The sequence below is a fragment of the Actinomadura sp. 6N118 genome (genome assembly GCF_044326415.1).
In the GTDB taxonomy this organism is placed as follows: domain Bacteria; phylum Actinomycetota; class Actinomycetes; order Streptosporangiales; family Streptosporangiaceae; genus Spirillospora.
In genome coordinates this window covers 327,747-353,916 of sequence record NZ_JBIRAZ010000006.1, presented here as the reverse complement: position 1 = coordinate 353,916, position 26,170 = coordinate 327,747, and the positions used below count along the sequence as shown (strand labels likewise).

Below are 26,170 nucleotides of genomic sequence, written 5' to 3'. Positions count from 1 at the left end.
TGACTAGGCGGGAGCTTCATGTCCTACCTGCGGTATGTCGCGATCGGAGACAGCCAGTCCGAGGGGCTCAAGGACGGTGACGAGCTGACGGGCTACCGGGGATGGGCGGACCGGCTGGCCGAACTGCTCGCGGCGTCGGAGCCCGCGGTGACCTACGCCAACCTCGCGGTGCGGGGCAAGCTCGCGGGCCAGGTCAGAGCCGAACAACTGGCACCCGCACTGGCCCTCAAGCCGGATCTCGTCTCGGTGATGGCAGGGATGAACGACCTGGTCCGGCCGGGCTTCGACGCGGCGACGGTGGCGGATGACCTGGAGGCGATGTTCGCGGCGCTGACCGGCGAGGGTGCACGGGTGGTCACGTTCACCTTCCCCGACATCGCGAAGATCGCACCGGTCGTGGCGCGGCTGCGTCCGCGGGTGCTGGACCTCAACGCGCGCATCCAGGCCGCGGCGGAACGGCACGGGGTCGTTGTCGTCGACACCTTCCCGCACGCGGTGTCCTGTGACGCACGGATGTGGAGTCCCGACCGGATACACGCCGCACCCCGCGGGCACGCCCTGATGGCCGCCGCCGCGGCCCACGCACTCGGCCTGCCGGGCAGCGACGACTCGTGGACCAGGCCGCTCCCAACCGCAAGGCCCGTCGGTACCCTGCGCCGCGTCGGCAACGAGGCGGTCTGGATCGGCAGCTTCTTGGGGCCCTGGGTGGTGCGCCGCCTGCGCGGCCGTTCGTCCGGCGACGGCCGGGTGGCGAAGCGCCCCAACCTCCTTCCCGTGCGCGACGCACAGCCCGCTCCCTGACCGAGGACGTCCTAGGATCGTCTTTTTGGAGGGGGAACGATATGTCCGTTCTTTCCGCAGAGATGTTCTTTGGCCGCGCGTTCAACCAGGACCCGTACGAGGTGTACGCGGACCTGCGCGCTCAGGGGCCGGTTCACGCGATCGAGTTCCCGGCCGGTGTCCAGGCGTTCCTTGTCGTGGACCACGAGCACGGGCGCGCGGCGCTCAGCGATCCGCGGCTGGCGAAGGACACCCGGCACAGCGAAACGCCCGTGCGCGCCGAGGAGTTCTTCGGCGAGACGCTGCTGGGGTTGGACCCGCCAGACCACACCAGACTGCGGGGGCTGGTGGCCAAGGCGTTCACACCGCGCCGCGTCGAGGCGCTGCGGCCGCGCGTGCAGGAGATCACCGACGGGCTGCTCGACGGGCTGGCCGGACGGGACGAGGCGGATCTCATCGACGCGTTCGCGTTCCCGCTGCCGATCATCGTGATCTGCGAGCTGCTCGGGGTGTCCGCGGACGATCAGGCGGACTTCCGCCACTGGACCGCGATCCTGACCGTGCCGGTGGTCTCCCGGGAGACGGCCGAGCGACGGCGGACGGCGGCGATCGCGTTCAACGACTACCTGATGGGTGTGTTCGCCGAACGGCGCGCGGCACCGGGCGACGACCTCATCAGCGCGCTGCTCGCGGTGCGGGACGGCGGCTCCCGTCTTTCCCACGGAGAGCTGCTCGACACCATCGCGCTGCTGCTGATCGCCGGGCACGAGACCACGGTCAACCTGATCGGCAACGGCATGCTGGCGCTGCTGTCCTCGCCCGCCCAGCTCAAGCTCCTCAAGGAGCGTCCGGAGTTGCTGCCGGGCGCGGTCGAGGAGTTGCTGCGGTACGACGGCCCGGTCGAACGGGCGACCCAGCGGATCGCGCTGACCGACATGGAGATCGCCGGAGTCCCGATCCCGAAGGGCTCCTGGGTGCACGTGTCGATCGGCGCCGCGGGCCGGGATCCCGGGGCGTTCGACGAGCCGGACTCCCTGGACGTGACGCGCGCCGACAACCGGCACGTCGCGTTCGGCCACGGCGCGCACTACTGCCTGGGTGCCCCGCTCGCACGGCTGGAAGGGCAGGTCGCCATCGGCACACTGCTCGCCCGCTTCCCCGAGCTCGCGCTCGCCGTCGCTCCCGCCGACCTCACGTGGAAACGCTCCGGCTCGATCGTCCGCGGCCTGTCCAGCCTCCCCGTTCGCCTCCGGTAGAGCTCGACCGCCGGATCTGACGCGGATCCCGTCACCGGGTGGCCCGCAGGATGACGAACTTGGGATTGGCGGCCACGGTCGTGCAATTACCGAAGATCCGCCGGAGCTTCACGTGGTAGCCGAGGTGCCGGTTGCCGACGACCCAGAGTTCGCCGCCCGGCCGGAGGACCTTACGGGCGCCGGTGAACATCCGCCAGGCCGTCGCGTCGGTGGTCGCCTGGTGCGAGTGGAACGGCGGATTGTTGAGGACGAGATCCGCCGACTTGGCCGGAACGGTCGCGAGCCCATCGCTCGCGAGGAACTCGGCATCGCGGGTGCCGACATTATTGACGTTGAACGTGGCTTCGGCGGACGCGACCGCCTGAAAGGACTCGTCCACGAAGAGCACGTCCGCGCTGGGGTGCGCCAGTGCGGCGGCCATACCCACCACGCCGTTTCCGCAGCCAAGGTCAACGATGCGGCCGTAGTCACCACCTTCTGGGAGGTGCTGGAGGAAGAAGCGAGTGCCGATGTCGAGGCGGTCGGCGCAGAAGATCCCGGCATGGTTGACCACCGCACGTCCCGATGCGATGCCGATGCCGTCCGGCAAGGCGTAGGTGTGGGGCCAAGGGCTGGGGCGCCGGGGGATGCTCGGATCTGGCGTGCAGAAGATGAGCCGGGCCTTCTTGACCGCCAGCGATGTACGGGTCGGGCCGAGGACCTTCTCGATGAGCTGCAGGGTCGAAGTGTGGATCTCCTTGACCATGCCCGTGCCGACGACCACCGTCCGCTCGTGGATCGCGGGCGCGAGACGGTGCAGCTGGTCTTCCAGCAGCGCGAGGCTCTTGGGGATCCGGATCAGCAGGACGTCGATGCGTTCGGGCGGCGCATCCCTGGTGGTCAGGAGCTGCACAGCACCCGCATCGACGGCGTTCCGCTCCAGATTCGCCCGGGTGGCCGACTGCGCCAGGAAGGAGTCGGAGATCTGGATGGGACGGAACGCAGCCAACGCGGTGGCCAGGGCACCCCAGCGATCACCGACCACGACCACCGCGCCCGAGAAATCGACTCGTTCATCGACCAGGTGCCGGAGCATGTACTCGTCGGAGGCGTCCCAGGCCCGCAGGTCGTCCCGCGGGTTGTCCGGGAAGCGCGCGAGCGTGAAGTCGCCCCAGGCCGTCGCCAGCTGATCCATAGCGTGACCAGGCTAACGGCATCGTTGAGCCGCCTAAGCTACGGCTTGCGGGCCAGGCCTGTGGTCCTAGGTCCAACTACCGTCGGGTCCTGGTCCCCCTGGCCGACGCGGACCCGGGCAGGCCACAGCCAGCATGAAGACCATGACCACGACTCAAGATCCCGGGCTCACCGGCGAGTCCGCAGCGCGCACGACCGGATCGGCCTCCTCCACGCCGGCTTGGGCGGCGCTCCTCGCCGCGAGCATCGGGCAATTCCTCGTCGTCCTGGACATCTCCGTCGTCAACGTGGCGTTGCCCGGCATGCGCAGCGGACTCGGACTCGGCGCCACCGGCCTGCAATGGGTCGTCAACGCCTACTCGCTCACGTTCGCCGGCTTCCTGCTGCTCGGCGGCCGCGCCGCCGACCTCTTCGGACGCAAGCGGATCTTCATCGTGGGACTCGGCGTCTTCACGGTCGCCAGCCTCGCCGGCGGCCTCGCACAGGACGCCGGAACCCTGATCGCCGCCCGCGCCGCGCAGGGCCTGGGCGCCGCGATCCTGGCGCCCGTCACGCTGTCGCTGATCACCAGCACGTTCCCGGCCGGTCCGGCCCGGACGAAGGCCATCGCCACCTGGACCGCCGTCGGCACCGCCGGTGGCGCGGCGGGCGGCCTGGTCGGCGGGCTGCTCACCGACTACCTCGACTGGCGCTGGGTCCTGCTGATCAACGTGCCGATCGGCATCGTGGTGACGGTCATCGCCGCGGCGTGGCTGCGCGGCGAGCGCGACGCCACCGGCCGCCCGCGCCTCGATCTGCCCGGCGCCGCGCTCGTCACCGCTGGGGTCGGGCTGCTCAACTTCGGCATCACGCGTACGGAGACGTACGGCTGGACGTCCGCCGACTCGCTCGTCCCGCTCATCGCCGGGCTCGCCACCCTGGCCGCGTTCGTCGCAGTCGAGGCCCGTACACCGCAGCCGCTCGTGCCCCTGCGGCTTTTCCGCCTCCGCAGCGTCGCGGTCGGCAACCTCGCCACCATGGTCAGCATGCTCGGCGGATTCGCCCTCTGGTACTTCCTGTCGCTTTACATGCAGAACGTCCTGCACTACAGCGCGGTGCGCACGGGCCTGTCCTTCCTGCCCCACACGATCGGCATCATCGTCGGCTCCAAGCTCGCCCCCACGCTGATGAACCGCATGGACGCGCGGCTGCTCGCCGCGTTCGGCGGCCTCCTCGCGGCGGGCGGCTTCGCCTGGCAGAGCGCGGTCCTGCACGCGGACGGCACGTTCCTCGGCTCGATCCTCGGCCCCGGCGTGACCATGGCCGTCGGCTTCGGCCTGCTGATGACGCCGCTGGTGGAGGCGTCCACCACCGGTGCCTCCGCCGCGGAGGCGGGAGCCGTCGCAGGCATCGTCAACACCTCGCGGACGATCGGCGGCGCCATCGGCCTCACGATCCTGGCCACCGCCGCCGCCAAGTCCGGCGCCGATCTGGCCGCCGGTTACGCCACGGCCTTCCTGGTCGCGGCCGTCATCACCGCGGCGGGCACGGCACTGGTCGCCTTCCTCCCCCGCCCTCGTCCCCTCGCGGCTACGTGAAAAGCCGGCGCACAGCCGCTACGACCAGACCGCCGAGGTTGCCATCTGGCTCATGGAGATCGACGCCGCACTCTGATCACGACTCTGTCCACACCCCCGGCGGATGCGCGTCCCGCGCCAGCCAGGCCTGCGGCTGCATCGCCTGGTAACCCTCGGCGGTCTCCGCGTCCCAGGGGAACCGTCCGTCCAGGTCGGGCCACACCAGCTGGATCACCGGCAGCGGCGGCCGCCGGTAGAAGGCCATGGCGACCCCGAAGAACGTCTGATACCAGCCGCGGTCGATCTGCTTGAGATGTATCGGGTAGTCGTTGATGAGCCCGTGTCGCTCCTGCCCGTCCGCCGCGGCCCGGCCGTCGGCGATCTCCCGGCCCAGATTGTTGATGACGGGCTGCGTCACGTCCATGTCCAGGCCGAACATCGCCAGCTCCGGCGACCGATGGCTGTGCCACAACCCCACGCTGAACGACCAGCCCGGCCCCGCGTCGTCGGCCGGGATGTTGATGACGCCCCACCCGTGCGTCCGCACGTTCTCCATCGTCTGACGGTCGATGTCATCGAGCTCGCCGTGGTCCTCGCACAGGATGCAATGGCAGTCCGACATGCGCGCGAGCGTACGCCATGCGATCTTCCGCCGTCGCGCCGGCCGCCCGGACCGCGGGGGCGGCACATCGGGCGCGCGGATGCGGGTGATCCGACCGCGGTCGGGGTGGAAACCGACTTTCGTAGGGGGCGGCGGCGCGCGGTCCGCGGCTACTGTGGGCCCGGTGAACAGCGAGGTCAGAGACGTGAAGACGATCCTCGGCGTGGCCGCGGTCGGTGTCCTGGTCGCGCTGACGATCGTGAGCAGGCATGGCGCGGCGGGCGGTCTCCTCTGGCTGGACATCGCCGTCGGCGTCGCGGGTCTTGCCCTGCTGCCCGTTCTGCTGCGGTGGCCCGTCGCCGGCGCGCTGGCGCTGAGCCTGCTGGCGGCCCTGTCACCCGCGGCCACGCCGACCGCCACGCTGGGCGCGCTGCAGGTCGCGCAGCGGCGGCGCCTCCCGGTCGCCGTCGCGGTGGCCGCGTCGGGTGTCGCGGCGCACGCGGTGCAGGGATGGTGGCGGCCGAGCGGCGGCATCTCGTACGGCTGGTGGCTCATCCTGATCACCGTCGCGTACGGGGCACTGCTCGGCTGGGGCGCGCTGGGCCGTTCCCGCCGGGCGCTCCTGGAGTCGTTGCGCGAACGGGCCCGCCGCGCCGAGGCCGAGCAGGGACGGCGGGTCGCCGAGGCCCGGATGCTCGAACGGACCCGGATCGCGCGCGAGATGCACGACGTCCTGGCCCACCGGCTGTCGCTGTTGGCCACGTACGCGGGCGCGCTGGAGTACCGGCCGGACGCCCCGCCCGAGCAGCTCGCCCGTGCCGCCGGTGTGATCCGGACCGGCGCGCACCAGGCACTCGATGAGCTCCGCGACGTGATCATTCTGCTCCGGGACGACGATGAGGACTCCGGCTCCCGCCCGCAACCCGTGCTGGCCGACATCCCCCACCTGGTCGAGGAGTCCCGCGACGCCGGGACGCAGGTGGAGCTCCGCGACGAGGTGACGCAGCCGTCCGCTCTTCCAGCCGCCGCCGGCAGGACCGCCTACCGGGTCGTCCAGGAGGCCCTGACGAACGCGCGGAAGCACGCCGCGGACCGCCCGGTGCACCTGACGCTCACGGGACGTCCCGGCGACAGCCTCGTGATCGACATCCGTAACCCGCTGCCGGTGGACCGGAGCACCGGGCCGGCCGTGCCCGGCTCCGGTACCGGCCTGGTCGGCTTGACCGAACGTGTCCGGCTGGCCGGCGGGAGGCTCGACCACGAGGCGACCGGCGACGAGTTCCGCCTGCACGCGTGGCTACCATGGCCGGCGTGAGCTCCGAGCTGCGCGTGCTCATCGTGGACGACGACGCACTCGTGCGCGCCGGGCTGTCCATGATGCTCGACGGTATCCACGGGATCGTCGTGGTCGGCCAGGCCGCCGACGGCGACGAGGTGTCCGCGGCAGCCGACCTGCACGCCCCGGACGTCGTGCTCATGGATCTGCGGATGCCGCGCGTGGACGGCATCACCGCCACCCGCCGGCTCCGCGGTCGCCACGACCCGCCCGAGGTCATCGTCCTCACCACGTTCGACACCGACGAGAACATCCTGCACGCGCTGCGTGCGGGTGCCGGCGGCTTCCTGCTCAAGGACACCCCGCCCGCGGAGATCGTCACCGCGGTACGCCGCGTCGCGGCCGGCGAGCCGATCCTGTCCCCGCAGGTCACCCGGCGCCTGATGGACCGCGCGGCCACGCAGGCCGACGCGTTCGAACGTGCCCAGGCCGCGCTCGCGACCCTCAGCCCGCGCGAGAACGAGGTGGTCCTCGCCGTGGCGCGAGGTCGTTCCAACGCCGAGATCGCCGCCGAGCTGTACATGAGCGTCGCCACCGTCAAGGCGCACGTCTCCTCGGTGCTCACGAAGCTCGGCCTCGACAACCGGACCCAGATAGCCCTCCTGGCCCACGACGCCGGCCTCGCCTAAGCCGCAAACATCGTTCGAACTTGCGCACATGCCGCCCTCATGCGTACAGTGTTCGCAAGACGAGAACGACGTTTGCAAGGAGAGAGTCATGACGGAGAACTGGGACGCTGAAGGCAACTGGACGGCCGAGGGTCCGTGGGGCACCAGGACCTCAACCGGCCGGGACTTCTCCCTCCACCGGTGGCAGGCACGCCTGGACGAGTTGCGGGCCACCCATCACGTTCCCGGCGCGCAGCTGGCCGTACTGGTCGACGGCAAGATCCACGAGCTCGCCAGCGGCGTGCTGCACAGGGCCACCGGCGCGGAGGTCACCACGGACTCGGTCTTCCTGTCCGGTTCGATCGCCAAGATCTACACGGCCACCCTGATCATGCAGCTGGCGGACCAGGGCCTGCTGGACCTGGACGCCCCCGTGGTGGACGTGCTGCCGGAGTTCGCCACCCCCGACCCGGAGGCCACCAAGGTCATCACCACCCGTCAGCTCCTGTCGCACACCGGCGGCCTGACCAACGACTTCACCCACGACACCGGCCGTGGCGACGACGCCCTCGCCAAGTATGTGGAGATGGCCCGCGATGTGGCTCTGGACTGCCCGCCGGGGACGGCCGTCTCCTACGGCAGCGTCGGCTACGTCGTCCTGGGCCGGATCATCGAGGTCTTGACCGGAAAGACCTGGGACCAAGCCCTCCACGACATGCTGGTGACGCCACTCGCCCTCGAACGCACGATGACGCTCCCCGAGGAGGCCCTGCGGTTCCGGGTGGCGATGAGTCACCTCGGCGAGCCGGGCCAGGACCCCGATCCGGCGCCGGTCTGGGACATGATGCCCCGTTCGGCAGGCCCGTACGGCCGGGTCATCGTGTCCGCCGGCGACGTGGTCCGGCTCGCCCAGCTGCACCTGAACGCAGGCACCGCCCCCGACGGCACCCGCCTCATGTCGCCCGGAGCCGTCACGGAAATGCAGCGCCGCGAAGTCGACGTCCCCGACAAGTGGACGGTCAGCGCCGACGGCCAGGCCCTCGGCTGGGTGCTGTACGACTGGGACGGCATCACCGGCTATGGCCACGACGGCGCCGCGATCGGCCAGTACGGCTACCTGCGCGCCGTTCCCCAAGCCGGCGTGGCCGTCGTCCTGCTCACCAACGGAGGCGGCGCGCGCCAGCTCTACGCCGAACTCTTCCGTGAGCTGCTCCGCGACCTGGCCGGAGTGCGCATGCCTGAGCCCTTCGGCCCGGCGACACCCCCTATCGCCGTGGACGTCACCCCGTACATCGGCACGTACAAGCGAGAAGGCGTCGTCATCACCGTCAGCGAACGCGACGGCAAGCCGCACATGTTGTACGAGTTCGTCGACGGCATGAAGGACCTCTCCCCGCCCCTCGACATGGAACTGACCCCGGTCACCGACACCGTCTTCGCCGCCTCCGGCGCGGGCCCCTCGTTCAGCGAGGACTACATGCCCGTGGTCTTCTCCACGCTCACGACCGGCACCCAGTGCGTGTACGTCGGCATGCGCGCCACCCCCAAAGTTGCCGGCCCCTCCCGCGATCACTAGCATCGGCGCCCGGACGAGGGAGGTTGATGAATATGGCTGCCACGAGCCGTCATCAGCATGCCCTTGTCCGGGCCCATCGCGGGCCCGGTCGTCCCTGAACGACCAGGAGCTTCACCGTGACTTCTCTCAAGACCGAACGCCTCATCCTGCGCCCGTGGCCCGCAGACGACATCGCCGCCATCACCCAGGGCACCCGATCCACTGGCTGGGCGGACGACTTCCCCGCCGAAGGTGACAGCGTCATCGCCGGCATCCTCGCCGAGCACCCCGAGATCCTCGGCCAAAGCCAGATCATCGAACGCGCCAGCAGCCTCGTCGTCGGCTCGATCGGACTCTTCTGGCCGCCCACCGATGGAGCCGTCGAGATCGGATACGGCATCGTGGCATCTCGCCGAGGCCGCGGCTACGCCCCCGAGGCAACCCGCGCCTTGGCCGAGCACGCCCTCACCGAACCCGGCGTTCACACCGTCTTCGCGAACGTAGAGCTCTCCAACCCGCCCTCCGTCCGCGTCCTGGAAAAGGCAGGCTTCAAGCGCTGGAGCTCCGACACCAGCACAGCCCGCTACCACCTCCAGTAACCCCACCCCTGGCCGCCGTGATCAGCAGCTTCACGGCGGCCAGGCCGCGGCCCGATCACCCCGGCTTACTCCTCCAGCGTCTTTTCGAACCAGTGATGGGCGTACGGCTCGTCGCTGAAGACGTCCACCTCGCGATAGCCAGACGCACGGTAGAGGCCGATCGCCTCGGTCAACGCCTTGTTGGTCTCCAGGCGAACGACTCCGGCTCCCTGGGCTGCCGCCCGCGACTCCAGTTCGGCGAGGAGGCGGCGGCCCAGCCCTAGTCCTCGAACGGAAGGCGCCACCCACATGCGCCTGATCCTCGCGGTGGCGTCGGGGCCGGGTTTCAAGGCTCCGCAGGCCACGGGCTCGTCGTGCAGTGTCGCCACCAACAGCAGGCCGCCGTCGTCCTCGGCCGCCACGTAGGCGCCGGGGTCGAAGCCGCCCTCGAAACGTTCCGCCAGCTCGGCGAAGTACGCCTCTTCGCAGTAACGGGCGTGCGGGTGGGCGGGGTCTGTGACGGCGATGTCGACCATCGACGCGGTCAGCAGCCGTTCCACCTCGCCCATCGCTGTGACGAGCCGCTCGCGCTGCCGGTCGCTGAGCGGATTGAGGATCGCGGTGGCGAGTTCGTCCGAGCGCCGGTCGAGCTCCGCGCGTTCCGCGAGTCCGGCCGATGTCAACCGGACGGTACGAACGCGAGCGTCGGACGGGTCCGGCTCGACCACGATCAGTCCGTCTGCTTCCAGAGCACGGAGGAGACGGCTCAGGTACCCGGAGTCGAGGTCGAGCCTGGACCGCAGTTCCCGCACCCGCTGCCGGTCGGCGGTGCCGACCTCCCAGAGCAGCCGGGCCTGTCCCAGCGGGCGGGCCCGGGAAAGGAACGAGTCGTCGAGCGCGCCGATCCGCTGGGTGACCGTGCGGTTGAAGTGCCGCACCTGGTCGATCGCCGGGGTCATACCTCTGACTTTAGTCAGAGATAATCAGGAGGACCAGACCCTGTCCAAGAATCCGGCGATGAGCGGGGCGATCTCGGGGAGGTTCTCCTCCAGGGCAAAGTGGCCGGTCTCGAAGACGTGCAACTCCGCCTGGGGAACGTCGCGCAGGTAGGCATGCGCGCCTGGCTCGGGGAAGAACGGGTCGTTGCTGCCCCACGTGATGAGGGTCGCCGGGCTGTGCTTGCGCAGCCATTCGTGCCACTCCTCGTACAGCTCGACATTGGAGTGGTAGTCGAAGGCCAGTGCGACCTGGGCCTCCTTGCGTCCTGGCAAGTCAAGGAAGTGCTGGTCAAGGGTCCAGCCGTCGGGCGCGACGAGTTCGGGCTGACTCGTTCCGCCTTCGTACTGCCCTCGCGTCCCCTCCAGAGTCAGCAGGCCGCGGATCGTCTCCTCCGCGCCCTCAACCTCAGGCCGCAGAGCGATGAAGTCGCGTGCGCCGTCCGACAAGCCCTCCTCGTACGCGTTGCCGTTCTGAACGACGAGCCCGGCGATCCAATCGGGGTGCCGGGTGGCGAGCCGGAAACCGACCGGGGCACCGAAGTCGAAGACGTACATCACGAAGCGCGTCAACCCGAGCCGCTCGACGAAGCTCTCGGTGACGTCGGCGAGACGGTCGAAGCCGTAGTCGAAGTCCGCGGGGGCCTCGGTGTGGCCGAAGCCCGGATAGTCAGGCGCGATCAGCCGGTATCGCGCGCCGAGCACGTCGATCAGGCGGCGGAACTGGTGCGACGCGGACGGGAAGCCGTGCAGCAACAACAACACGGGCGCGTCGTCACGAGCCGGCTGCGACTCCCGGTAGAAGACCTTCACCCCGTCGACCACCCCGTCGACCTCAACCTCAATGTGGCGGTGAACCGTGCGGGCGACCATCGGATACGTCATTTCACATGCCTCTCTGACGAGATGATGCATTAGTTTTACCTGCCTCGAATCTAATGCGTCAACCCCGGCATGTAGCATTAGATCCATGTCCATGAGCGACACGACGCCGCTGACCGGTGAGCCGCTGGCGCTGGACCTGGTCAACACCCGACCGTCCACGGGCGACCTGCTCGACAGCCCTGCGCGGCTCAAGGCCTGGCTCGCTCTCCAGGCCGACCGGCTCCCGGCGGAAGAGGCGGGGATCATCGAGGCGGACAACACCGAGGTTGAGATCACCGAGGCGGACGTCGCCGCCGTTCAGGCCGTGCGCGAGCAGATCGCAGCCGCCGTGCACGCCGTACTGCACGATCAGGCCCCGCCCGCCAAGGCCTTGCGAAGCCTGAACGAATCACAACGTGCGGCCCCTGCCGTACGGGAGCTGGCATGGAACGGGTCCGGAGTCGTCGCCGCGCCGCGCCGCGACGGTCCCCTGGGGACCCGGCTGGCGGCGATCCTGGCCGAGGCGGCCGCAGACCTGCTGACCGATCCCGCGCTGGGCAAGGTCCGCCAGTGCGAGGCCGAGGACTGCGTGATGGTCTTCCTGCCCGCCCACCCGCGCCGCCGCTGGTGCTCCCCCGCCCGGTGCGGCAACCGCGCACGGGTGGCCCGCTACTACCGGCGGCACAAGGCCGGCGAACCGGCCGGTGGTCACCTCGATGATCAAGCCGGTGACCGAGAGGTATAGACCATGTTGGAACTGGGGCGGGGTATCCGAGAAGATCTCCCCCTACCGCGGCGCGACAGCCGCTTGGGATTTCTTCGGCCGCAGGCCGCCCGCAGGAGGACGACACCGAAGATGAGTGACTCTCTGGCCAACCCCCGCCGTACCAAGCTCGACGCCTGGCCCTCGCGACAGGTGGACCAGGAACCGGCGCAGGACGACCAGTCCACCGGAACCGTCACGGCCAAGCCCGAAGGCGACCCAGAGTAATAAGAGACTCAGAGTAATCAGGTGTTCCTGAAGCCCGTCCGGTGGACACCGGGCGGGCTTCAGTAGTTCCAACTCTCGTTTCTGGGTCAGTCAGGCAGCTTGAGGTCTTCGCGGGCCTGGCTGAGGTCGTCCTTCCAGATCCACAGGCGGCGGGAAGGCGGTACCTCGTGGTAGCCGAACTCCCCGACCACGCGCAGGTCCCGCACGTCTACGCAGATCCGCTGGTACGCGTCTTCCACGGCGGCTTTGGGATCTGGAAGCTTCCGGTCGCCCAGCTTGATGCAGGCGCGGTATTCGTACGCCAGCAGCAGGTCCTCGCCGAACTCGGCCCACGCGCCGCGCCGTTCGTTCCACGCCGTTTCCGCGTCCTCAACGAGCAGCTTCAGGTCCGGATCGCGCGGCAGGGACGGGTAGATGAGGAACATCGCACCCCAGCCTGCAGCGACCATGTCCAGGTTGAACGTGCGCCGGTCCGGGTGGTCGCGCGGCGGCACCGGGTCTCCGTCTCCGTCGAACCATGGCGCGAGATACGCCAGCAGCCGCCCGTACCGGTCGATGAGCTCCCCAGTGGGGATCACGGCGGTACGGCGGCGCGTGCCGCTCGGTTTGGTCAGCCTGCGTTCCTGCAGCGCCTCGAAGAACGCGGTGGCACGGTTGCCTGCGGCGATGTGCCGTTCGGCCGCGTCAGCGGTCAGCCGCGACAGCAGATGATCCCTCAGGCCATCCGGGATCATGTTGTCGAACGTGCCGTCGGTGAGCCGCGTACGGGTGCGATCGAGCTTGAGCTGGGCGGTCGTCGGCAGCCCGGCGTATCCAGCCTTCTCCGGGGTGTCGACGGACACCATGCGGATCGGCTGCTCCACCACCGGGGTGTCGCCGTCGGATGTGCGGATGAGGCGCCGCGGAACGGCGGACCGGATGACACGAGGAAAGTCGAAAGCGAGCATGTCCACCCCCAGAGGACGATGACGCGTCGCCCTCAGTGTTGCACCATTTACCCAGCTCGCCCCGTTATTGACCGGATGAGGGCATTAGTCCAATGCGCCCAAAATAGGAGGCAAAACAACTGATGTTGCGCGACATGCAAGAGCTGACCCAGCGTCTCTGGCCCTCTCGCTGGCACATCGGCGACATGGCCTGGATGTGGTTCCAGCACACCGGACGTGAGTCGGAGCGGCGCACCGCACTGTGGGAACGAGGAGGTCAGACGGTCGCGTGGACCTGGGCGAACCTGCCCAACGGCTCCCTCGACCTCCAGCTCGACCCCGCCCACCCCGAGCTGGCGGACGAGATCCTGGCGTGGTTCGCCGAGACCGGTGGCCGTGCGGTCACGGTCCTGGAGGACGAGACAGCCATGATCGAAGCCCTCCTCCGCCGCGGTTACCGCGAGTGGACCGGGCTGTTCTTCATCCACCTCTCCCGTTCCCTCGCCGACCCGCTGCCCGAGCCCGCGGTGCCCGACGGCTACACACTCCGCCCCGTACGTTCAGAGAACGACGCTGAGGCCCGCGCGGCCGTGCACCGCGCCGCGTTCACCCTGCCCGACGGACCGCCCTCCAGGGTCACCACCGAGAGCTATCGCAACATCATGCGCGCCTGGCCCTACCGGCCGGAACTCGACTGGTTCGTGACGGCGCCCGACGGCACGCCCGCCGCGTCCTGCCTGGTCTGGCTGGACGAACGCAACAAGGTCGCCATCCTCGAACCGGTCGGCACCGACCCCGGCCACCGCCGGCTCGGGCTCGCGAGCGCCGCCATCCTCGGGGCCCTCCGCACCGCCCGCGACCTGGGCGCCGAGACCGCGCGGGTCTGCGCCCGCGGCGACGACGCCTATCCGTCGGCACGCGCGACGTACATGTCGGTGGGGTTCCGTCCGTACGCGCGCAACCGCACCTACGTTCTCACCGAGCCCGAGCCCGAGCCCGAGCCCGGGCCCTAGCCCAAGTCGCTGCACCGGTTTTACGGCTCGCGGAGGATTTCCTCGCGCGGGATGGCGTGGAGGGCCTGCAGGGCCCTGAGGAAGGCGTGGCGGTCGCCTTCGGGTAGGCGTTCGAGGAGCCGGTTTTCGCGTTCCTGGATCCCTGCGCGGACCGCGTCACGCACGCGCCGTCCCTCCGGCGTCAAGGAGAGCAGGTGAGCCCGCCGGTCGGCCGGGTCGGGCTCGCGGCGGATCAGCCCGCGCTCCTGCAAGCCGTCCAGAACACCGATGATGCGGGTCTTGTCGGCTCCGATCGCCTGGGCGAGCGCGCTCTGGTTGCGAACGGGGCGTTCGTCCAGGGCGTGCAGCACCGCGTACGCCCACATCGACACGTCATGGGCCGCCAGCACCGGCTCTTCGGCCGCCATCAAGATGCGCCCGAGCGGGATCATCATCGCCGCCAGGTCGGGCCGTTCGTCGTCCACGGCATAACGATATGCTCCGGCAAATAATAAGCTTGCGCGTACGATATGCACGTGCGTACAGTCTGGGCATGACAGACATCCGGGATCTCGACCGCCATGCGGTGCAGACCAGCGTGGACATCGTCTCCACGCTGGCCTCCGCCGACCTCGACCGTCCTACGCCGTGCGAAGGCTGGACGGTGCGCGACCTGCTCGCGCACATGACCGCCCAGCACCACGGCTTCGCGGCCGCCGCCCATGGCAAGGGCGGCGACCTCGCCGTGTGGGCCGTCCAGCCGCTCGCCGACGACCCGGTGAAGGCCTATGCCGAAGCCGCCGAAACGGTCATCGCCGCCTTCGCGGAGCCGGGGGCGCTCGACCGCACGTTCACGCTCGCGGAGTTCGGGGACCATGCCTTCCCCGCCCCGATGGCGATGAGCTTCCACTTCATCGACTACGTGGTCCACGGCTGGGACATGGCCCGCGCGCTCGGCCAACCCTTCGAGCTCGCCGAGGACCTGACCGACACCGCCCTGAAAATCGCGCTCTCAGTGCCGGACGACGAGCAGAGCCGCAAGCCCGGCACCGCCTTCCGGCATGCCCTCCCCGCCTCCGGCGAGACCCCGCTCGATCGAATCCTCACGCACCTGGGCCGCTCCCCCGCTTGGCCTGCCTGACCCTCACACGGGCTCCGGCACCCACACGGCGCGTTCGCCGTCGCGGCGGACGCGCCCGAACACGACGTCGGCGAAGTGCCCGCCGAAGCCGATCGTGTCCGGGGCGTCCGCGAGTTCGGCGACAAGACTGCGGCGGAACGCGGCGGAACGGGCGGAGTCGAGGTCAGGGGCGGCGGACAGCTCCGGATGGCCGACCTGGGCGGGGGTGTGCAGCGCGTCGCCGAACGCGATCAGCCGCTGCCCGCCCGAGGTGATGCTGTACGCGGCGTGCCCGGCGGTGTGGCCCGGGATCAGCCGCACCCGTACCCCCGGAAAGATCTCTTCGTCGTCCGTGGTCGTCCGCACCTGGGGCGCCATCGCCTTCAGGATCTCGGGGCCGGTGCCCTGCTCGGCGGCGAGCTCAGGAGCGGCCCACTCCGGTTCGGTGATGAGGATGTCCGCGTTCGCGAAGGGCGGCCGGCCGTCGTCCCCGGTGTCCCGCCAGAGCCAGCCGAGGTGATCGATGTGCAGGTGGGTGATCGCCACGGCTTCGATGTCGTCCGGCGTGCGGCCCAGCTTGGCGAGGTTGTCGAGCAGCGCCCCGCCCCGGATGGCGCCGTGCGCGTTGCCGGGCTCCGCCGGGAACGTCCGCGGGCCGAACCCGGCGTCGATCAGCAGCGCACGGTCGCCGTGCTCGACGAGGAGCCCGCCGATGCTCGCGATCAGATCGCCGGCGCCGTCGACGTACGCCGGGTTCGCCGCCCAGAACTCCGCGGTGGAGCTGGGCAGCCAGCGCAGCGCGTTCAGGCGCACGACCCCGTCCGGGACATAGCTGACCTTGAGCTCGCCGAGCTGGATCGACCGGAGTTCACCTTCGCGGGTGGTTCGGGACGCCGAAGCGGAACTGGTCATGGGGATGCCCCTTCGTGAGCAGTGATCGATTCAAGGGAAACTTACAACTAGAACTATTCAAGTTGCAAACATTAGAGCTTGATGCATCCTTTGCTAGGATCACCACCATGACCTCCGCCGAAGACGAGCTCGTGATCGCCGAACGCGTGCTGTGCGGGCTGGTGAACGGGTTGTCCCGGCAGATCGAGGAGCACGTCCGGGTCCGCGCCACCAAGCTCGACCTGACCGGGCCGCAGGCCACCGCGCTCCGCGAGCTGACCGGTCCGATGACGATGCGCGAGCTCGCCGAACGCATGAGCTGCGAGCCGTCGAACGCGACGTTCGTCATCGACAAGCTCGAAAAGCGCGGCCTGGTCGAGCGCCGCCCGCACCCGAGCGACCGCCGCGCCAAGCAGCTCGTGCTCACGCCCGAGGGCGAGGTGCTCCGCGAGCAGCTCCTGAAGTTGCTCACCGAGGAGTCCCCTCTCGCAGGCCTGTCCCGGGATGAGCAGGACACCCTGCGCGACCTGCTCCTTCGCGCCGTCCCGGGTGGCAGCCACTGACCTCGGGGTAGGGAAAAGCCCACCCGCGCTCTAGAGAAAGGCCCAGTGAGCGCGAGGCCGCGCACCGGAATCGTTGGAGCCAAGCCACTCCAACGAAAAGAGAGCGTCATGGGCAACAGCAGGAGCAAGCGACAGGTGCTGGGTGCGGCGCTCGCCGTGACCGCCGGAACCGGGCTGATCGCGACCGGGCTGGCCGGGACGGCGTCGGCTGCGGGCGGGCCGGTGGTCCTGAACGGAAGCGGACAGGCGGCCGTGAACGGAAGCGGGTCGGCGGCCACGTACGGCAGCGGGCCGGTGGTGGTGACCGACAAGGGTGCGGTGCGCGGCGAGGTGACCGAGGGCGTCCGGGAGTTCGAGGGCATCCCGTACGCGGCGGCGCCGGTGGGCGAATACCGATGGGGCTCACCACGACCCGCCCAGCCGTGGAGTGGCGTGCGCGACGCGACGAGACCCGGTGCCTCATGCGCGCAGAACGAAGGCATCTTCGGCGAGAAGCGCAGTGTCAGCGAGGACTGCCTGTTCGTCAATGTCACCAGCCCTCGGCGGGCCGGGAAGCTGCCGGTCATGGTGTGGATCCACGGCAGCGGCTACCGGAACGGGTCGGGTGCGCTCTACCGGCCGTACGACCTGGTGAAGCGCGGCGACGTGGTCGTGGTGACGATCAACTACCGGCTCGGACTGTTCGGGTTCCTCGACCATCCGGCGCTCGACAAGGGAACGGCGAAGAAGCGTTCGGGCAACTTCGGGCTGGAGGACCAGCAGGCCGCGCTCCGCTGGGTCAAGCGCAACGCCACCGCATTCGGCGGTGACCCGCGGAACGTCACCGTCTTCGGCGAGTCGGCGGGCGGCATCAGCACCTGCTCGCAGCTGACCTCCCCGGCGGCCGCCGGGCTCTTCCAGCGGGCGATCGTGCAGAGCGGGCCGTGCACGGTCAGGAACTGGCCCGAGTGGGACGGCACACCCGATCCGACCGGTGCCTGGCTGCCGCGCCCGCGCGCGATGGCGGAGAAGCAGGGCGTGTCGGTGGCCGCCGATCTGGGCTGCGCCGATCCGGCCACGGCGGCGAAGTGCCTGCGTGATGTCCCGCCCGAGACGCTCCTGAAGAAGTCGGAGTTCGGGTTCGCGCCGGTGTACGGAGGCGGTGGCGTCCTGCCCTTGTCACCGGCGGAGGCGATGTCCACCGGGCGGTTCAACAAGGTCCCGGTGATGCACGGCATGACACGCCACGAGTACCGGACGTTCGAGGCCGCGCAGCAGATCTACGGGGTGCCTCCGATCAAGGATGAGGCCGAGTACGCCCAGCGGATCGTCGCGTACGTCGGCAAGGAGAAGGCGCCGAAGGTGCTGGCGCGCTACCCCGCCGGGAACTACGGCTCGTTCAGCGAGGCCTGGGCCGCCGTCGTCACCGACGCCAACTTCGCCCGTTCGGTGAGCGACGTCAGCCGGACGCTCGCCGGCCAGGTGCCCACGTACGCCTACGAGTTCGCCGACGACAAGGCCCCCTGGGTGGCGAACTCGCCGCAGCCGTCCTTCCCCACCGGCGCCTTCCACGCGGCCGAGCTGCAGTACCAGTTCGACACCGACTACTTCGCGGGGCGGCGGCTCTCTCCCTCGCAGGAGCGGCTCGCCGACCAGATGACCCGCTATTGGACGCGCTTCGCCCGGACCGGCGACCCGAACGGCCCCGGCTCGCCGCGCTGGCGCCCGACCAGCGGCGACACCGCCCAGAGCCTGGCGCCCGGCAGGGGCGGCGTGCGGCCGATGAACTTCGCGGGCGACCACGGCTACGAGTTCTGGCAGTCCATCTACCGCTGAGGCCGTCGACCTCTGAGGCCCTCTACCGCTGAGGAGGTACGGCCCGGCGTGAGGACTGCGCCGAAAGACCGAGGCCGAGTGCCGCCCCCGGACCGATGTACGACGGTCCGGGGGCGGCCATTGTTGGTTCCAGGCGAAAACGACCGATGCATCCGTACTAAGGAACATCGAGAGGAGAACGCCATGAAGAGCCAGGACCAGGGCCGCGTTCAGATCCGTCGGCGCCCCGCCACCCGCCGCCACCGTCGCGACACGCTCGACCTGCGAACACCCTCAGGGCGCAGGCTCCCCTACTGAGACCGGCCCCGCCCCATGCTCCGGATCACGGCCACCGGTAGTCGGACTCCCGGGAGGGCACGTGATAGGGCAGGTAGCACATGGTCGTCACATGCTCGTCCTTGCAGCTCAGGCACAGGTACGTGCGGTGTCCCCACAGTCCCCGGCCTTGCTCGGTGCACGGCGGGCACGTACACGGAGACCAGCCGACGATGACACGCCCCGCCTCCAGCCGATGACCCTGCGGGCACACGAACGGCACGTGATCGCGGGTCTGCCCCGCCCGTTGGGTCTGCACGATCCGACTCTACTCGAACACATGATCGAGAAATAGTCAGTAGTCGCGCTGGGTCACCAGGTGCGCGAGGGAGCGGAGTTCGGCGCCCGCCTGGAGGACGGGTGCCGCGGCGTCCAGTTCGGTGAGGGCCTCGGCGAGGGCCTCCTCGGCCCGGCGGACCGTCCAGGACCGGCCGCCCGCGACCTCGATGAGACCCGCGGCGAGGGCGGCCTCGTCCTCGGTCAGGGGGCGGCTCCGGTGGTAGAGCGCGGCCAGCTCGCCCCCAGCGGGGGTGCCGGAGGTCAGCGCTGCGACGACGGGCAGGGACTTCTTGCGGTTGAAGAGGTCGGAGTGGACGGGCTTTCCGGTGACCGCGGGATCGCCCCAGATGCCGAGCAGGTCGTCGACGAGCTGGAAGGCCAGCCCGAGGCGTTCGCCGAAACGCCGCAGCCGGTCGACCTGGTCGGGTGTGCCCTCGCCGTAGGTGGCGCCGAGGGCACAGGCGGCGCCGAGGAGGGCGGCGGTCTTGCGCTGGGCCATGTCAACGCACTCGGGGAGGTCGACGTCGGCGCGGCGTTCGAAGTCCATGTCCCGGCTCTGCCCCTCGACGACCTGCACGACGGCCCGCGAGAGGTCGGCGACGGCGAGGAGCGAGGCGGGATGGGCGTCGGCGGCGAGGATCTCGAACGCGAACGCCAGCAGGGCGTCGCCGCCCAGTATCGCGAAGTTGGCGCCGAAGACCCGCCAGGCGGTCGCACGGTGCCGCCGGGTGTGGTCGCCGTCCATCACGTCGTCGTGCAGGAGCGAGAAGTTGTGCGCCAGCTCCACCGCGAGCGCGGCCGGCATCGCGGTGGCCGCCGCGCCGCCGACCGCCTCGGCGGCGAGCAGGGTGAGCGCCGGCCGGATGGTCTTGCCGCCGCCCACCCGGGTCGGCCTGCCCTCCTCGTCCTCCCAGCCGAAGTGGTAGGCGGCGATGCGCCGCATGCCGCCGGGCAGCTCCGCGATGGCGTCGCGGAGCGCGGGTTCGACCAGGCAGCGGCTCCAGGCCAGCACCTCGGTCGCGGTCCGGGCGGACACGGTCTCCTCCTGTGCGGCGGTCATCGTCGTGCGATCTCCACGTTCTCGAGGACGCCGAGGGCGTCGGGGACCAGTACGGCTGCGGAGTAGTAGGCGCTGACGAGGTAGGAGAGGATCGCCTTCTCATCGATCCCGTTGAACCGGACGGACAGGCCGGGCCGGACCTCGTCCGGGATCCCGGTGCGGTGCAGCCCCACGACGCCGTTGTCCTGCTCGCCGGTGCGCATCGCCAGGATGGACGTGACGCCGGCGGAGCTGATCGGCACCTTGTCGCTCGGCAGGAGCGGCACGCCGCGCCAGGCGTGCACGCGCCGCCCGTCCACCTCGGTCGTGGCCGGGTAGATGCCGCAGCGGTTGCACTCGCGGCCGAACGCGGCGATCGTGCGGGGATGGGCGAGGAAGAACTTCGTGCCCCGGCGCCGGCACAGCAGGTCGTCCATGTCGTCGGGGGTCGGCGGGCCTCCCCGGGTCTGGATGCGCTGCTTGAGATCGGCGTTGTGGAGGAGGCCGAACTCCCGGTTGTTGAGGAGCTCGCGCTCCTGCCGCTCGCGCACCGCCTCGATGGTCAGCCGGAGCTGCTGCTCCAGCTGGTTCATCGGGCCGTTGTAGATGTCGGCGACCCGGGTGTGCACCCGCAGGAGGGTCTGCGTCACGCTGAGCTCGTACTCCCTCGGCGCGGCCTCGTAGTCGACGAAGGTGCCCGGGAGCTCCGCCTCACCCTCGTGCCCGGCTGAAAGGTCGATCGACGCCTCGCCGTGCCGGTTGCTCGGGTGGACGGGAGCCGACCGGAACGCCTCCAGATGCGCGCTCAGCCTCTCGTTGCGCCCGATGAGCTCGTCGGCCGCCTCGCGGGACAGCGCCAGCACCGTGCACGGGGTGAGCGCCTTGAGCCCGAACTCCCAGTCGGCCGGCGGGTCCGCACCGGGCGGATGCGCCAGCAGGTCGGCGCCCACGAAGTCGCCGCCGTCCAGCACCGCCAGCTCGGTGTCGCCGCCGTACTCCCCCGCGCCCAGCTGGGCGGCCTTGCCGTGCGCGATCAGGACGACCTCGTCCGCCGGCCGCCCGGCCTCGACGAGCAGATCCCCCGGCCGGTACTCGCGCTGGACGAACCGGTCGGCCAGCGCCTCCAGCGCCTCGTTGTCGTCCAGGCCGCGCAGCGGCGGCAGCTCCCTCAGCTCCTGCGGAACCACCCGCACCTCGGCGCCGGTCGACAGGAACGTCAGGCGCCCGTCGCCGAGCTGGTAGGTGAGCCGCCGGTTGACCCGGTAGGCGCCCTTCGTCTGGACCCACGGGAGCATCCGCAGCAACCAGCGCGGTGTGATCTCCCGCATCTGCGGGACGGACTTGGTCGTGGTCGCGAGATTGCGCGCCGCCGCCGTGCTGAGGCTCAGCGTGGAAGCTTGCGGGCGGGCGGAATCCGGCGTGCCGGGGCCCTCAGGCACGGTCACCGCCCTGCGCGATCTCGACGCTGTCCAGGATGCCGAGCGCGTCCGGGACCATGACGGCGGCGGAGTAGTAGGCGCTGACCAGGTACGAGATGATCGCCTTCTCGTCGACGCCCATGAAACGCACCGACAGGCTCGGCTGGAACTCGTCCGGGATGCCCGTCTGGTGCAGGCCGATCACGCCCTGCGCGCACTCGCCGGTGCGCATCAGCAGGATCGAGCTGGTCCGGGTCGGGCTGATCGGTATCTTGTTGCACGGATAGAGGGGCAGGCCGCGCCAGGCCGGCAGCCGGTGCCCCTGGACCTCGACCGAGTCCGGGTAGACACCGCGGCGGCTGCACTCGCGGCCGAACGCGGCGATCGTCCGCGGATGGGCGAGGAAGAACGCCGGGTCCTTCCACACCGTGGACACCAGCTCGTCCATGTCGTCGGGGGTCGGCGGGCCGGTGCGGGTGTGGATGCGCTGGGAGAGGTCGGCGTTGTGCAGCAGCCCGAAGTCGCGGTTGTTGATGAGCTCGTGCTCCTGGCGCTCGCGCAGGGCCTCGATGGTCAGCCGGAGCTGCTGCTCGACCTGGTCCATCGGCTCGTTGTAGAGATCGGCGACGCGCGTGTGCACCCGCAGGACGGTCTGCGCCACGCTCAGCTCGTACTCGCGGGGTGCGCCCTCGTAGTCGACGTAGGTGCCGGGGAGGTCGGGCTCGCCCGCGTGCCCGGACGCGACCTCGATGTTGGCCTCGCCGTGCGGGTTCTGGGCGCGCTCAGGCCGACTGCGGAACTCCTCCAGGTGGGCCTGCAATTCGTCGGAACGCTCAGCCACCTCACGGAATTGTGTCACCGGCATGACGAGCAGCGTGCAGGCCGTGACCGCGCGCAGCGACTGGTCCCATTCCCGGCTGGAGTCGACGAGTGACTCGTGGCCGAAAAAGGAGCCGTTGGCGAGCACCCGCAGCACGGTCTCGTCACCGAATTCGCCCTGGCCGACCTCGTTCAGCTTGCCGTGCGCGACGAGGTAGACGCGGTCGACCGGGGTGCCCGCCTCGACGATCACGTCGCCGGGCCGGTATTCCCGCTGCTCGAAGCGGCCGGCCAGCGCCGTCAGCACCTCCTCGTCGTCGAAGCCGCGCAGCGCCGGGAGCTCGCCCAGCTCACGCGGGATGACCTGGATGTCGGCGCCGGTGTTGACGAACGTGACGCGCCCGTCCCCGACCGTGTAGGTCAGCCGCCGGTTGACGCGGTACGCGCCGCCGGACGCCTGCACCCACGGCAAGAGTTTCAGCAGCCAACGGGAGGAGATGCCCTGCATCTGGGGAACGGACTTGGTCGTCGTCGCGAGATTGCGCGCCGCCGCCGTACCGAGGCTCAGCTGCTGCTCAGTCACGATCCACACACCACCAATCGGTTTTTTCGTATCGCCCGGGAGAGGCCGGCTTCAGGAAATGAAAAAGTGAATGGAGGTACCAGGAGAGGGCGTCGGCATTTCCGGACCAAAAACTCCTTTCATTGATTCGCCCTCACTCGCAGTGAGATTACATAGCGTAGTCACGTGATCGCAATATGAGACTAGGCTTACCTTGGCATTACCTTCTGCAACCGTTCCGCTACACCACGAGCGGCCGAGGGGGATGGCAGAGCCGGTGTAGCGGCCGCTACACCGGCAGGCAGCAATCAGAATGGCCTCGTTGAACTGCGACGACAGACCGGCGGCGGCGCCATCGGGCGCCTAGGCACGAGGAAGGGGTCAGGCGTTAGCGGGCGCCTGGGCCCGAGGAGGGGTCAGGCGTTCTTGCCCGGGTAGTTGCCCGATGTCCGGGTCTTGGAACCGGCCGTCTTGCCCGCGCCCGTCTTGCCACCGGCGCGCTTGTTGCCGCCTGGCTTGGGACCGCCTGGCTTGGCACCGCCCGGCTTGTGACCGACGGTCTTGTTGCCGCCGGTGCCCACGCTCTTGCCGGCGCCGGTCTCCGATCGGGCTTGCTCTACCAGGGTGTCGTCCAGCGGCTGGGTCTGGTTGACCGGCCGGACGTCGCTCGCGGACTCGGCCTCGCTCGCGGACTGGGCTTCTCGCGCGGACTGGGCTTCTCGCGCGGCCCGTGCGTCGTCGACCGGCTGGGTCTTGCCCGCCGGGCCGCCGGTCTCGTCGGTCTCGTCGGTCTCGTCGGAGTCAGGGAGCTCCGGGAGTTGCTCCGTGCGCTGCGGGTCGTCCTCGGGCAGCTCTTCGGGGATGGCCACGAGCGCCTGGGTCACCTGCGACTCGCGCGTGATCACGCCGCTGCTGAGGACGGTGTTGCGGTGCCGGAGCGACCCGTTCTCCCGGAGCAGGTCGTCGACGTCGGCCCGCACCCGGGCGATCCGCTTGACCATGCGCATGTGCACCGCGAAGCCGCCGGCGGCGACCCCGAGGATGAAGCCCGCCACGGGCAGCCCGATCGCCGGCGGCGCGAGCAGCGCCGCCGCGGCGGCTGCGACCAAGGTGACGACCACCGCAAGTGCGCCGAAGTGCTGCTCCGCCCAGTCGAGAGCCACATTGACGCGCTTGGGAATCCGCACTCGTCCCTCTCCTCGATCACCGCGGCCCGGCCCGGACCGGCGGGGGTTGGTGTCCACGGTTGGTATCGACGCTGCAACTAACGACGCGGGCGACTCAGATTGTTCCGGGGAGCGCCGAGGTCTCCGTCACCCCGCGCGGTCACTCCGCGCACGTCCGCCGCATCCCAGTGGTTGCCGCCAGGAAGATCCTCAAACCATAACAGGCAGTGACAGAAACGTTCGAACGGACGCCTGTCCGTCACGCCCTGTACCTGCTACCGAACGGTACAGGCTCGCAGGTAGGGGCGAGATGCGAGCACGCCCTGCCGCCGAATATCGTCATTGATTATGAGCACTCACTTTGACACCGTGGTCCTGGGCTCCGGCCCTGGTGGATATGTCGCCGCGATCCGGGCCGCGCAGCTCGGGCTGAAGACGGCGATCATCGAGGAGAAGTACTGGGGCGGCGTGTGTCTCAACGTCGGGTGCATCCCCTCGAAGGCGCTGCTGAGGAACGCCGAGCTGGCGCACATCTTCACCACGGAGCAGGAGAAGTACGGGATCAAGGTCGAGGGGCAGGTCTCCTTCGACTACGGCAAGGCGTTCCAGCGCAGCCGTGAGGTGTCGGACAAGCTCGTCAAGGGCGTGCAGTTCCTGATGAAGAAGAACAAGATCACGTCCTTCGACGGGCGTGGCACGTTCACCGATCCCAACACCCTGCAGGTGGCGAAGGCGGACGGATCGACCGAGTCCGTCACGTTCGGCTCCTGCATCATCGCCGCGGGCGCGCACACCAAGCTGCTGCCGGGCACCTCGCTTTCCGAGCGCGTCGTGACGTACGAGGAGCAGATCCTCAGCGCCGAGCTGCCGGACAGCATCGTGATCGCGGGCGCCGGCGCGATCGGCGTCGAGTTCGCCTACGTGCTCCACAACTACGGCGTCAAGGTGACGGTCGTCGAGTTCCTGGACCGGATGGTGCCGAACGAGGACGCCGACGTCTCCAAGGAGCTCGCCAAGCGCTACCGCAAGCTCGGCGTCGACGTGCTGACCTCGACCCGGGTCGACGCCATCGACGACTCCGGCGACAAGGTCAAGGTGACGGTGACCGGCAAGGACGGCGCCCAGACGGTGCTGGAGGCCGACAAGGTCCTGCAGGCGATCGGGTTCGCGCCGAACGTGGAGGGCTACGGCCTGGAGAAGACCGGCGTGCGGCTGACCGAGCGCGGCGCCATCGACGTGGACGGCCGCGGCCGGACCTCGGTCCCTCACATCTTCGCCATCGGCGACGTGACCGCCAAGCTGATGCTCGCGCACGCGGCCGAGGCGATGGGCATCATCGCCGCCGAGACCATCGCCGAGGCGGAGACGATGGAGATCGACTTCATCATGATCCCGCGCGCCACGTACTGCCAGCCGCAGATCGCCAGCTTCGGCTGGACCGAGGCGCAGGCCAGGGAGCAGGGCTTCGACGTCAAGGTCGCCAAGTTCCCCTACAGCGCGAACGGCAAGGCGCTGGGCATGGGTGAGGGCGACGGCTTCGTGAAGATCATCAGCGACACCAAGTACGGCGAGATCCTCGGTGCGCACATGATCGGCCCGGAGGTGACCGAGCTGCTGCCGGAGCTGACGCTGGCCCAGCAGTGGGACCTGACCGTGGACGAGGTCGCGCGCAACGTGCACGCCCACCCCACGCTCGGCGAGGCCATGAAGGAGGCCGTGCACGGGCTGGCCGGCCACATGATCAACCTCTGACCCCAGGAACCCCTGAATCCCTGACGAAGCCCCCGTTCTGTGACAGAACGGGGGCTTCGGGCGTTCCCTGGCACGCCGATTTCGGGATGTTCCGGGCGCCGCTGTTTCGGGCGGATGAACGCGCAACGATTCGCTGAAATCCGCCTCGGAGAAGCAACGAAACACCAGGTCAGCGCAAGATCGGCGTATTGGTTACGCGGCCGTGGCTTCCTTAGGCTTT

Annotated in this window: 26 protein-coding genes; 14 read left to right on the top strand and 12 right to left on the bottom strand. The window is 69.7% G+C overall.

The features are described 5' to 3' along the window. Positions 1–18: 18 nt before the first annotated feature. Together ACH34W_RS18100 and ACH34W_RS18095 are read left to right on the top strand one after the other, a co-directional pair. Positions 19–801 (top strand): SGNH/GDSL hydrolase family protein, encoded by a 783-nt coding sequence (locus tag ACH34W_RS18100; RefSeq protein ID WP_395962063.1) that lies wholly within the window; start codon positions 19–21, stop codon positions 799–801. Between the two features lie 41 nt (positions 802–842). Then, positions 843–2,036, top strand: coding sequence for a cytochrome P450 (locus tag ACH34W_RS18095; RefSeq protein ID WP_395962062.1), 1,194 nt, complete (start codon positions 843–845; stop codon positions 2,034–2,036). A gap of 31 nt (positions 2,037–2,067) precedes the next feature. Here the strand turns inward: ACH34W_RS18095 and ACH34W_RS18090 are convergent, their stop codons facing one another. After that, positions 2,068–3,210 (bottom strand): methyltransferase, encoded by a 1,143-nt coding sequence (locus tag ACH34W_RS18090; protein ID WP_395962061.1) that lies wholly within the window; start codon positions 3,208–3,210, stop codon positions 2,068–2,070. Positions 3,211–3,352: 142 nt separating this feature from the next. Between ACH34W_RS18090 and ACH34W_RS18085 the strand changes: the two genes are divergently transcribed. Then, positions 3,353–4,786, top strand: coding sequence for a DHA2 family efflux MFS transporter permease subunit (locus ACH34W_RS18085; protein WP_395962060.1), 1,434 nt, complete (start codon positions 3,353–3,355; stop codon positions 4,784–4,786). Between the two features lie 76 nt (positions 4,787–4,862). Here the strand turns inward: ACH34W_RS18085 and ACH34W_RS18080 are convergent, their stop codons facing one another. Beyond that, positions 4,863–5,387: a DUF4262 domain-containing protein gene (locus ACH34W_RS18080; protein ID WP_395962059.1), complete on the bottom strand. Its 525-nt coding sequence runs from the start codon at positions 5,385–5,387 to the stop codon at positions 4,863–4,865. A 163-nt stretch (positions 5,388–5,550) separates the two neighbouring features. Between ACH34W_RS18080 and ACH34W_RS18075 the strand changes: the two genes are divergently transcribed. From ACH34W_RS18075 to ACH34W_RS18060, 4 genes are all read left to right on the top strand, one after another. Then, a complete protein-coding gene (locus ACH34W_RS18075) occupies positions 5,551–6,681 on the top strand; it encodes a sensor histidine kinase (protein WP_395962058.1) in 1,131 nt (376 codons plus the stop codon). Then, positions 6,669–7,331 carry a response regulator gene (locus ACH34W_RS18070; RefSeq protein WP_395962237.1) on the top strand — a complete coding sequence of 221 codons (663 nt, stop codon included), beginning with the start codon at positions 6,669–6,671 and terminating at the stop codon, positions 7,329–7,331. Before ACH34W_RS18075 ends, ACH34W_RS18070 begins: the two co-directional genes overlap by 13 nt. A gap of 88 nt (positions 7,332–7,419) precedes the next feature. After that, on the top strand, positions 7,420–8,886 hold the full coding sequence (locus tag ACH34W_RS18065) for a serine hydrolase domain-containing protein (RefSeq protein WP_395962057.1): 1,467 nt from the start codon (positions 7,420–7,422) through the stop codon (positions 8,884–8,886). Between the two features lie 116 nt (positions 8,887–9,002). Then, positions 9,003–9,464, top strand: a complete 462-nt coding sequence (locus tag ACH34W_RS18060) for a GNAT family N-acetyltransferase (RefSeq protein WP_395962056.1) — start codon at positions 9,003–9,005, stop codon at positions 9,462–9,464. A gap of 65 nt (positions 9,465–9,529) precedes the next feature. Here ACH34W_RS18060 and ACH34W_RS18055 read toward each other — a convergent pair whose 3' ends face one another. Both ACH34W_RS18055 and ACH34W_RS18050 read right to left on the bottom strand, forming a co-directional pair. Then, positions 9,530–10,402: a GNAT family N-acetyltransferase gene (locus ACH34W_RS18055; RefSeq protein WP_395962055.1), complete on the bottom strand. Its 873-nt coding sequence runs from the start codon at positions 10,400–10,402 to the stop codon at positions 9,530–9,532. A 24-nt stretch (positions 10,403–10,426) separates the two neighbouring features. Beyond that, positions 10,427–11,323, bottom strand: coding sequence for an alpha/beta fold hydrolase (locus ACH34W_RS18050; protein ID WP_395962054.1), 897 nt, complete (start codon positions 11,321–11,323; stop codon positions 10,427–10,429). Positions 11,324–11,408: 85 nt separating this feature from the next. Between ACH34W_RS18050 and ACH34W_RS18045 the strand changes: the two genes are divergently transcribed. After that, a complete protein-coding gene (locus tag ACH34W_RS18045; RefSeq protein ID WP_395962053.1) occupies positions 11,409–12,047 on the top strand; it encodes a CGNR zinc finger domain-containing protein in 639 nt (212 codons plus the stop codon). A 111-nt stretch (positions 12,048–12,158) separates the two neighbouring features. Continuing rightward, positions 12,159–12,293: a hypothetical protein gene (locus tag ACH34W_RS18040; RefSeq protein WP_395962052.1), complete on the top strand. Its 135-nt coding sequence runs from the start codon at positions 12,159–12,161 to the stop codon at positions 12,291–12,293. Between the two features lie 86 nt (positions 12,294–12,379). On the opposite strand, the gene ACH34W_RS18035 is transcribed toward ACH34W_RS18040, so the two are convergent. After that, positions 12,380–13,240, bottom strand: a complete 861-nt coding sequence (locus ACH34W_RS18035) for a thermonuclease family protein (RefSeq protein WP_395962051.1) — start codon at positions 13,238–13,240, stop codon at positions 12,380–12,382. Between the two features lie 134 nt (positions 13,241–13,374). Here ACH34W_RS18035 and ACH34W_RS18030 point away from each other — a divergent pair, with 134 nt between their 5' ends. Continuing rightward, the gene (locus ACH34W_RS18030; protein WP_395962050.1) at positions 13,375–14,232 is read left to right on the top strand and encodes a GNAT family N-acetyltransferase; all 858 of its coding nucleotides are present in this window, start codon (positions 13,375–13,377) and stop codon (positions 14,230–14,232) included. Between the two features lie 20 nt (positions 14,233–14,252). Here ACH34W_RS18030 and ACH34W_RS18025 read toward each other — a convergent pair whose 3' ends face one another. Further along, positions 14,253–14,696 carry a MarR family winged helix-turn-helix transcriptional regulator gene (locus ACH34W_RS18025; RefSeq protein WP_395962049.1) on the bottom strand — a complete coding sequence of 148 codons (444 nt, stop codon included), beginning with the start codon at positions 14,694–14,696 and terminating at the stop codon, positions 14,253–14,255. A gap of 68 nt (positions 14,697–14,764) precedes the next feature. Here ACH34W_RS18025 and ACH34W_RS18020 point away from each other — a divergent pair, with 68 nt between their 5' ends. Then, a complete protein-coding gene (locus ACH34W_RS18020; RefSeq protein WP_395962048.1) occupies positions 14,765–15,352 on the top strand; it encodes a TIGR03086 family metal-binding protein in 588 nt (195 codons plus the stop codon). A 3-nt stretch (positions 15,353–15,355) separates the two neighbouring features. Here the strand turns inward: ACH34W_RS18020 and ACH34W_RS18015 are convergent, their stop codons facing one another. Further along, on the bottom strand, positions 15,356–16,243 hold the full coding sequence (locus ACH34W_RS18015; RefSeq protein WP_395962047.1) for an MBL fold metallo-hydrolase: 888 nt from the start codon (positions 16,241–16,243) through the stop codon (positions 15,356–15,358). Positions 16,244–16,350: 107 nt separating this feature from the next. Between ACH34W_RS18015 and ACH34W_RS18010 the strand changes: the two genes are divergently transcribed. Next, positions 16,351–16,785, top strand: a complete 435-nt coding sequence (locus tag ACH34W_RS18010) for a MarR family winged helix-turn-helix transcriptional regulator (protein WP_395962046.1) — start codon at positions 16,351–16,353, stop codon at positions 16,783–16,785. A gap of 108 nt (positions 16,786–16,893) precedes the next feature. Then, positions 16,894–18,600, top strand: coding sequence for a carboxylesterase/lipase family protein (locus tag ACH34W_RS18005; RefSeq protein WP_395962045.1), 1,707 nt, complete (start codon positions 16,894–16,896; stop codon positions 18,598–18,600). Between the two features lie 322 nt (positions 18,601–18,922). On the opposite strand, the gene ACH34W_RS18000 is transcribed toward ACH34W_RS18005, so the two are convergent. The 5 genes from ACH34W_RS18000 to ACH34W_RS17980 form a co-directional block, all read right to left on the bottom strand. Beyond that, complete coding sequence (locus ACH34W_RS18000; RefSeq protein ID WP_395962044.1) at positions 18,923–19,174, bottom strand: hypothetical protein; 252 nt, start codon at positions 19,172–19,174, stop codon at positions 18,923–18,925. A gap of 36 nt (positions 19,175–19,210) precedes the next feature. Further along, the gene (locus ACH34W_RS17995) at positions 19,211–20,254 is read right to left on the bottom strand and encodes a family 2 encapsulin nanocompartment cargo protein polyprenyl transferase (RefSeq protein WP_395962043.1); all 1,044 of its coding nucleotides are present in this window, start codon (positions 20,252–20,254) and stop codon (positions 19,211–19,213) included. After that, positions 20,251–21,672: a family 2B encapsulin nanocompartment shell protein gene (locus ACH34W_RS17990; protein WP_395962236.1), complete on the bottom strand. Its 1,422-nt coding sequence runs from the start codon at positions 21,670–21,672 to the stop codon at positions 20,251–20,253. The genes ACH34W_RS17995 and ACH34W_RS17990 overlap by 4 nt, the downstream gene beginning before the upstream one ends. Then, the gene (locus tag ACH34W_RS17985) at positions 21,665–23,053 is read right to left on the bottom strand and encodes a family 2B encapsulin nanocompartment shell protein (protein WP_395962042.1); all 1,389 of its coding nucleotides are present in this window, start codon (positions 23,051–23,053) and stop codon (positions 21,665–21,667) included. The genes ACH34W_RS17990 and ACH34W_RS17985 overlap by 8 nt, the downstream gene beginning before the upstream one ends. Positions 23,054–23,448: 395 nt before the next feature. Continuing rightward, complete coding sequence (locus ACH34W_RS17980) at positions 23,449–24,219, bottom strand: hypothetical protein (RefSeq protein WP_395962041.1); 771 nt, start codon at positions 24,217–24,219, stop codon at positions 23,449–23,451. Positions 24,220–24,543: 324 nt separating this feature from the next. Between ACH34W_RS17980 and lpdA the strand changes: the two genes are divergently transcribed. Further along, entirely contained in the window at positions 24,544–25,950 is a 1,407-nt protein-coding gene (lpdA, locus tag ACH34W_RS17975) for a dihydrolipoyl dehydrogenase (RefSeq protein ID WP_395962235.1), read from the top strand. The last annotated feature ends 220 nt before the right edge of the window (positions 25,951–26,170 follow it).

Coding starts and splice junctions, on each gene's coding strand:
- ACH34W_RS18100 (WP_395962063.1), top strand. CDS start 19: ATGTCCTACCTGCGGTATGTCGCGATCGGAGACAGCCAGTCCGAGGGG.
- ACH34W_RS18095 (WP_395962062.1), top strand. CDS start 843: ATGTCCGTTCTTTCCGCAGAGATGTTCTTTGGCCGCGCGTTCAACCAG.
- ACH34W_RS18090 (WP_395962061.1), bottom strand. CDS start 3,210: ATGGATCAGCTGGCGACGGCCTGGGGCGACTTCACGCTCGCGCGCTTC.
- ACH34W_RS18085 (WP_395962060.1), top strand. CDS start 3,353: ATGACCACGACTCAAGATCCCGGGCTCACCGGCGAGTCCGCAGCGCGC.
- ACH34W_RS18080 (WP_395962059.1), bottom strand. CDS start 5,387: ATGTCGGACTGCCATTGCATCCTGTGCGAGGACCACGGCGAGCTCGAT.
- ACH34W_RS18070 (WP_395962237.1), top strand. CDS start 6,669: ATGGCCGGCGTGAGCTCCGAGCTGCGCGTGCTCATCGTGGACGACGAC.
- ACH34W_RS18065 (WP_395962057.1), top strand. CDS start 7,420: ATGACGGAGAACTGGGACGCTGAAGGCAACTGGACGGCCGAGGGTCCG.
- ACH34W_RS18055 (WP_395962055.1), bottom strand. CDS start 10,402: ATGACCCCGGCGATCGACCAGGTGCGGCACTTCAACCGCACGGTCACC.
- ACH34W_RS18050 (WP_395962054.1), bottom strand. CDS start 11,323: ATGACGTATCCGATGGTCGCCCGCACGGTTCACCGCCACATTGAGGTT.
- ACH34W_RS18045 (WP_395962053.1), top strand. CDS start 11,409: ATGTCCATGAGCGACACGACGCCGCTGACCGGTGAGCCGCTGGCGCTG.
- ACH34W_RS18040 (WP_395962052.1), top strand. CDS start 12,159: ATGAGTGACTCTCTGGCCAACCCCCGCCGTACCAAGCTCGACGCCTGG.
- ACH34W_RS18035 (WP_395962051.1), bottom strand. CDS start 13,240: ATGCTCGCTTTCGACTTTCCTCGTGTCATCCGGTCCGCCGTTCCGCGG.
- ACH34W_RS18030 (WP_395962050.1), top strand. CDS start 13,375: ATGCAAGAGCTGACCCAGCGTCTCTGGCCCTCTCGCTGGCACATCGGC.
- ACH34W_RS18020 (WP_395962048.1), top strand. CDS start 14,765: ATGACAGACATCCGGGATCTCGACCGCCATGCGGTGCAGACCAGCGTG.
- ACH34W_RS18015 (WP_395962047.1), bottom strand. CDS start 16,243: ATGACCAGTTCCGCTTCGGCGTCCCGAACCACCCGCGAAGGTGAACTC.
- ACH34W_RS18010 (WP_395962046.1), top strand. CDS start 16,351: ATGACCTCCGCCGAAGACGAGCTCGTGATCGCCGAACGCGTGCTGTGC.
- ACH34W_RS18005 (WP_395962045.1), top strand. CDS start 16,894: ATGGGCAACAGCAGGAGCAAGCGACAGGTGCTGGGTGCGGCGCTCGCC.
- ACH34W_RS17995 (WP_395962043.1), bottom strand. CDS start 20,254: ATGACCGCCGCACAGGAGGAGACCGTGTCCGCCCGGACCGCGACCGAG.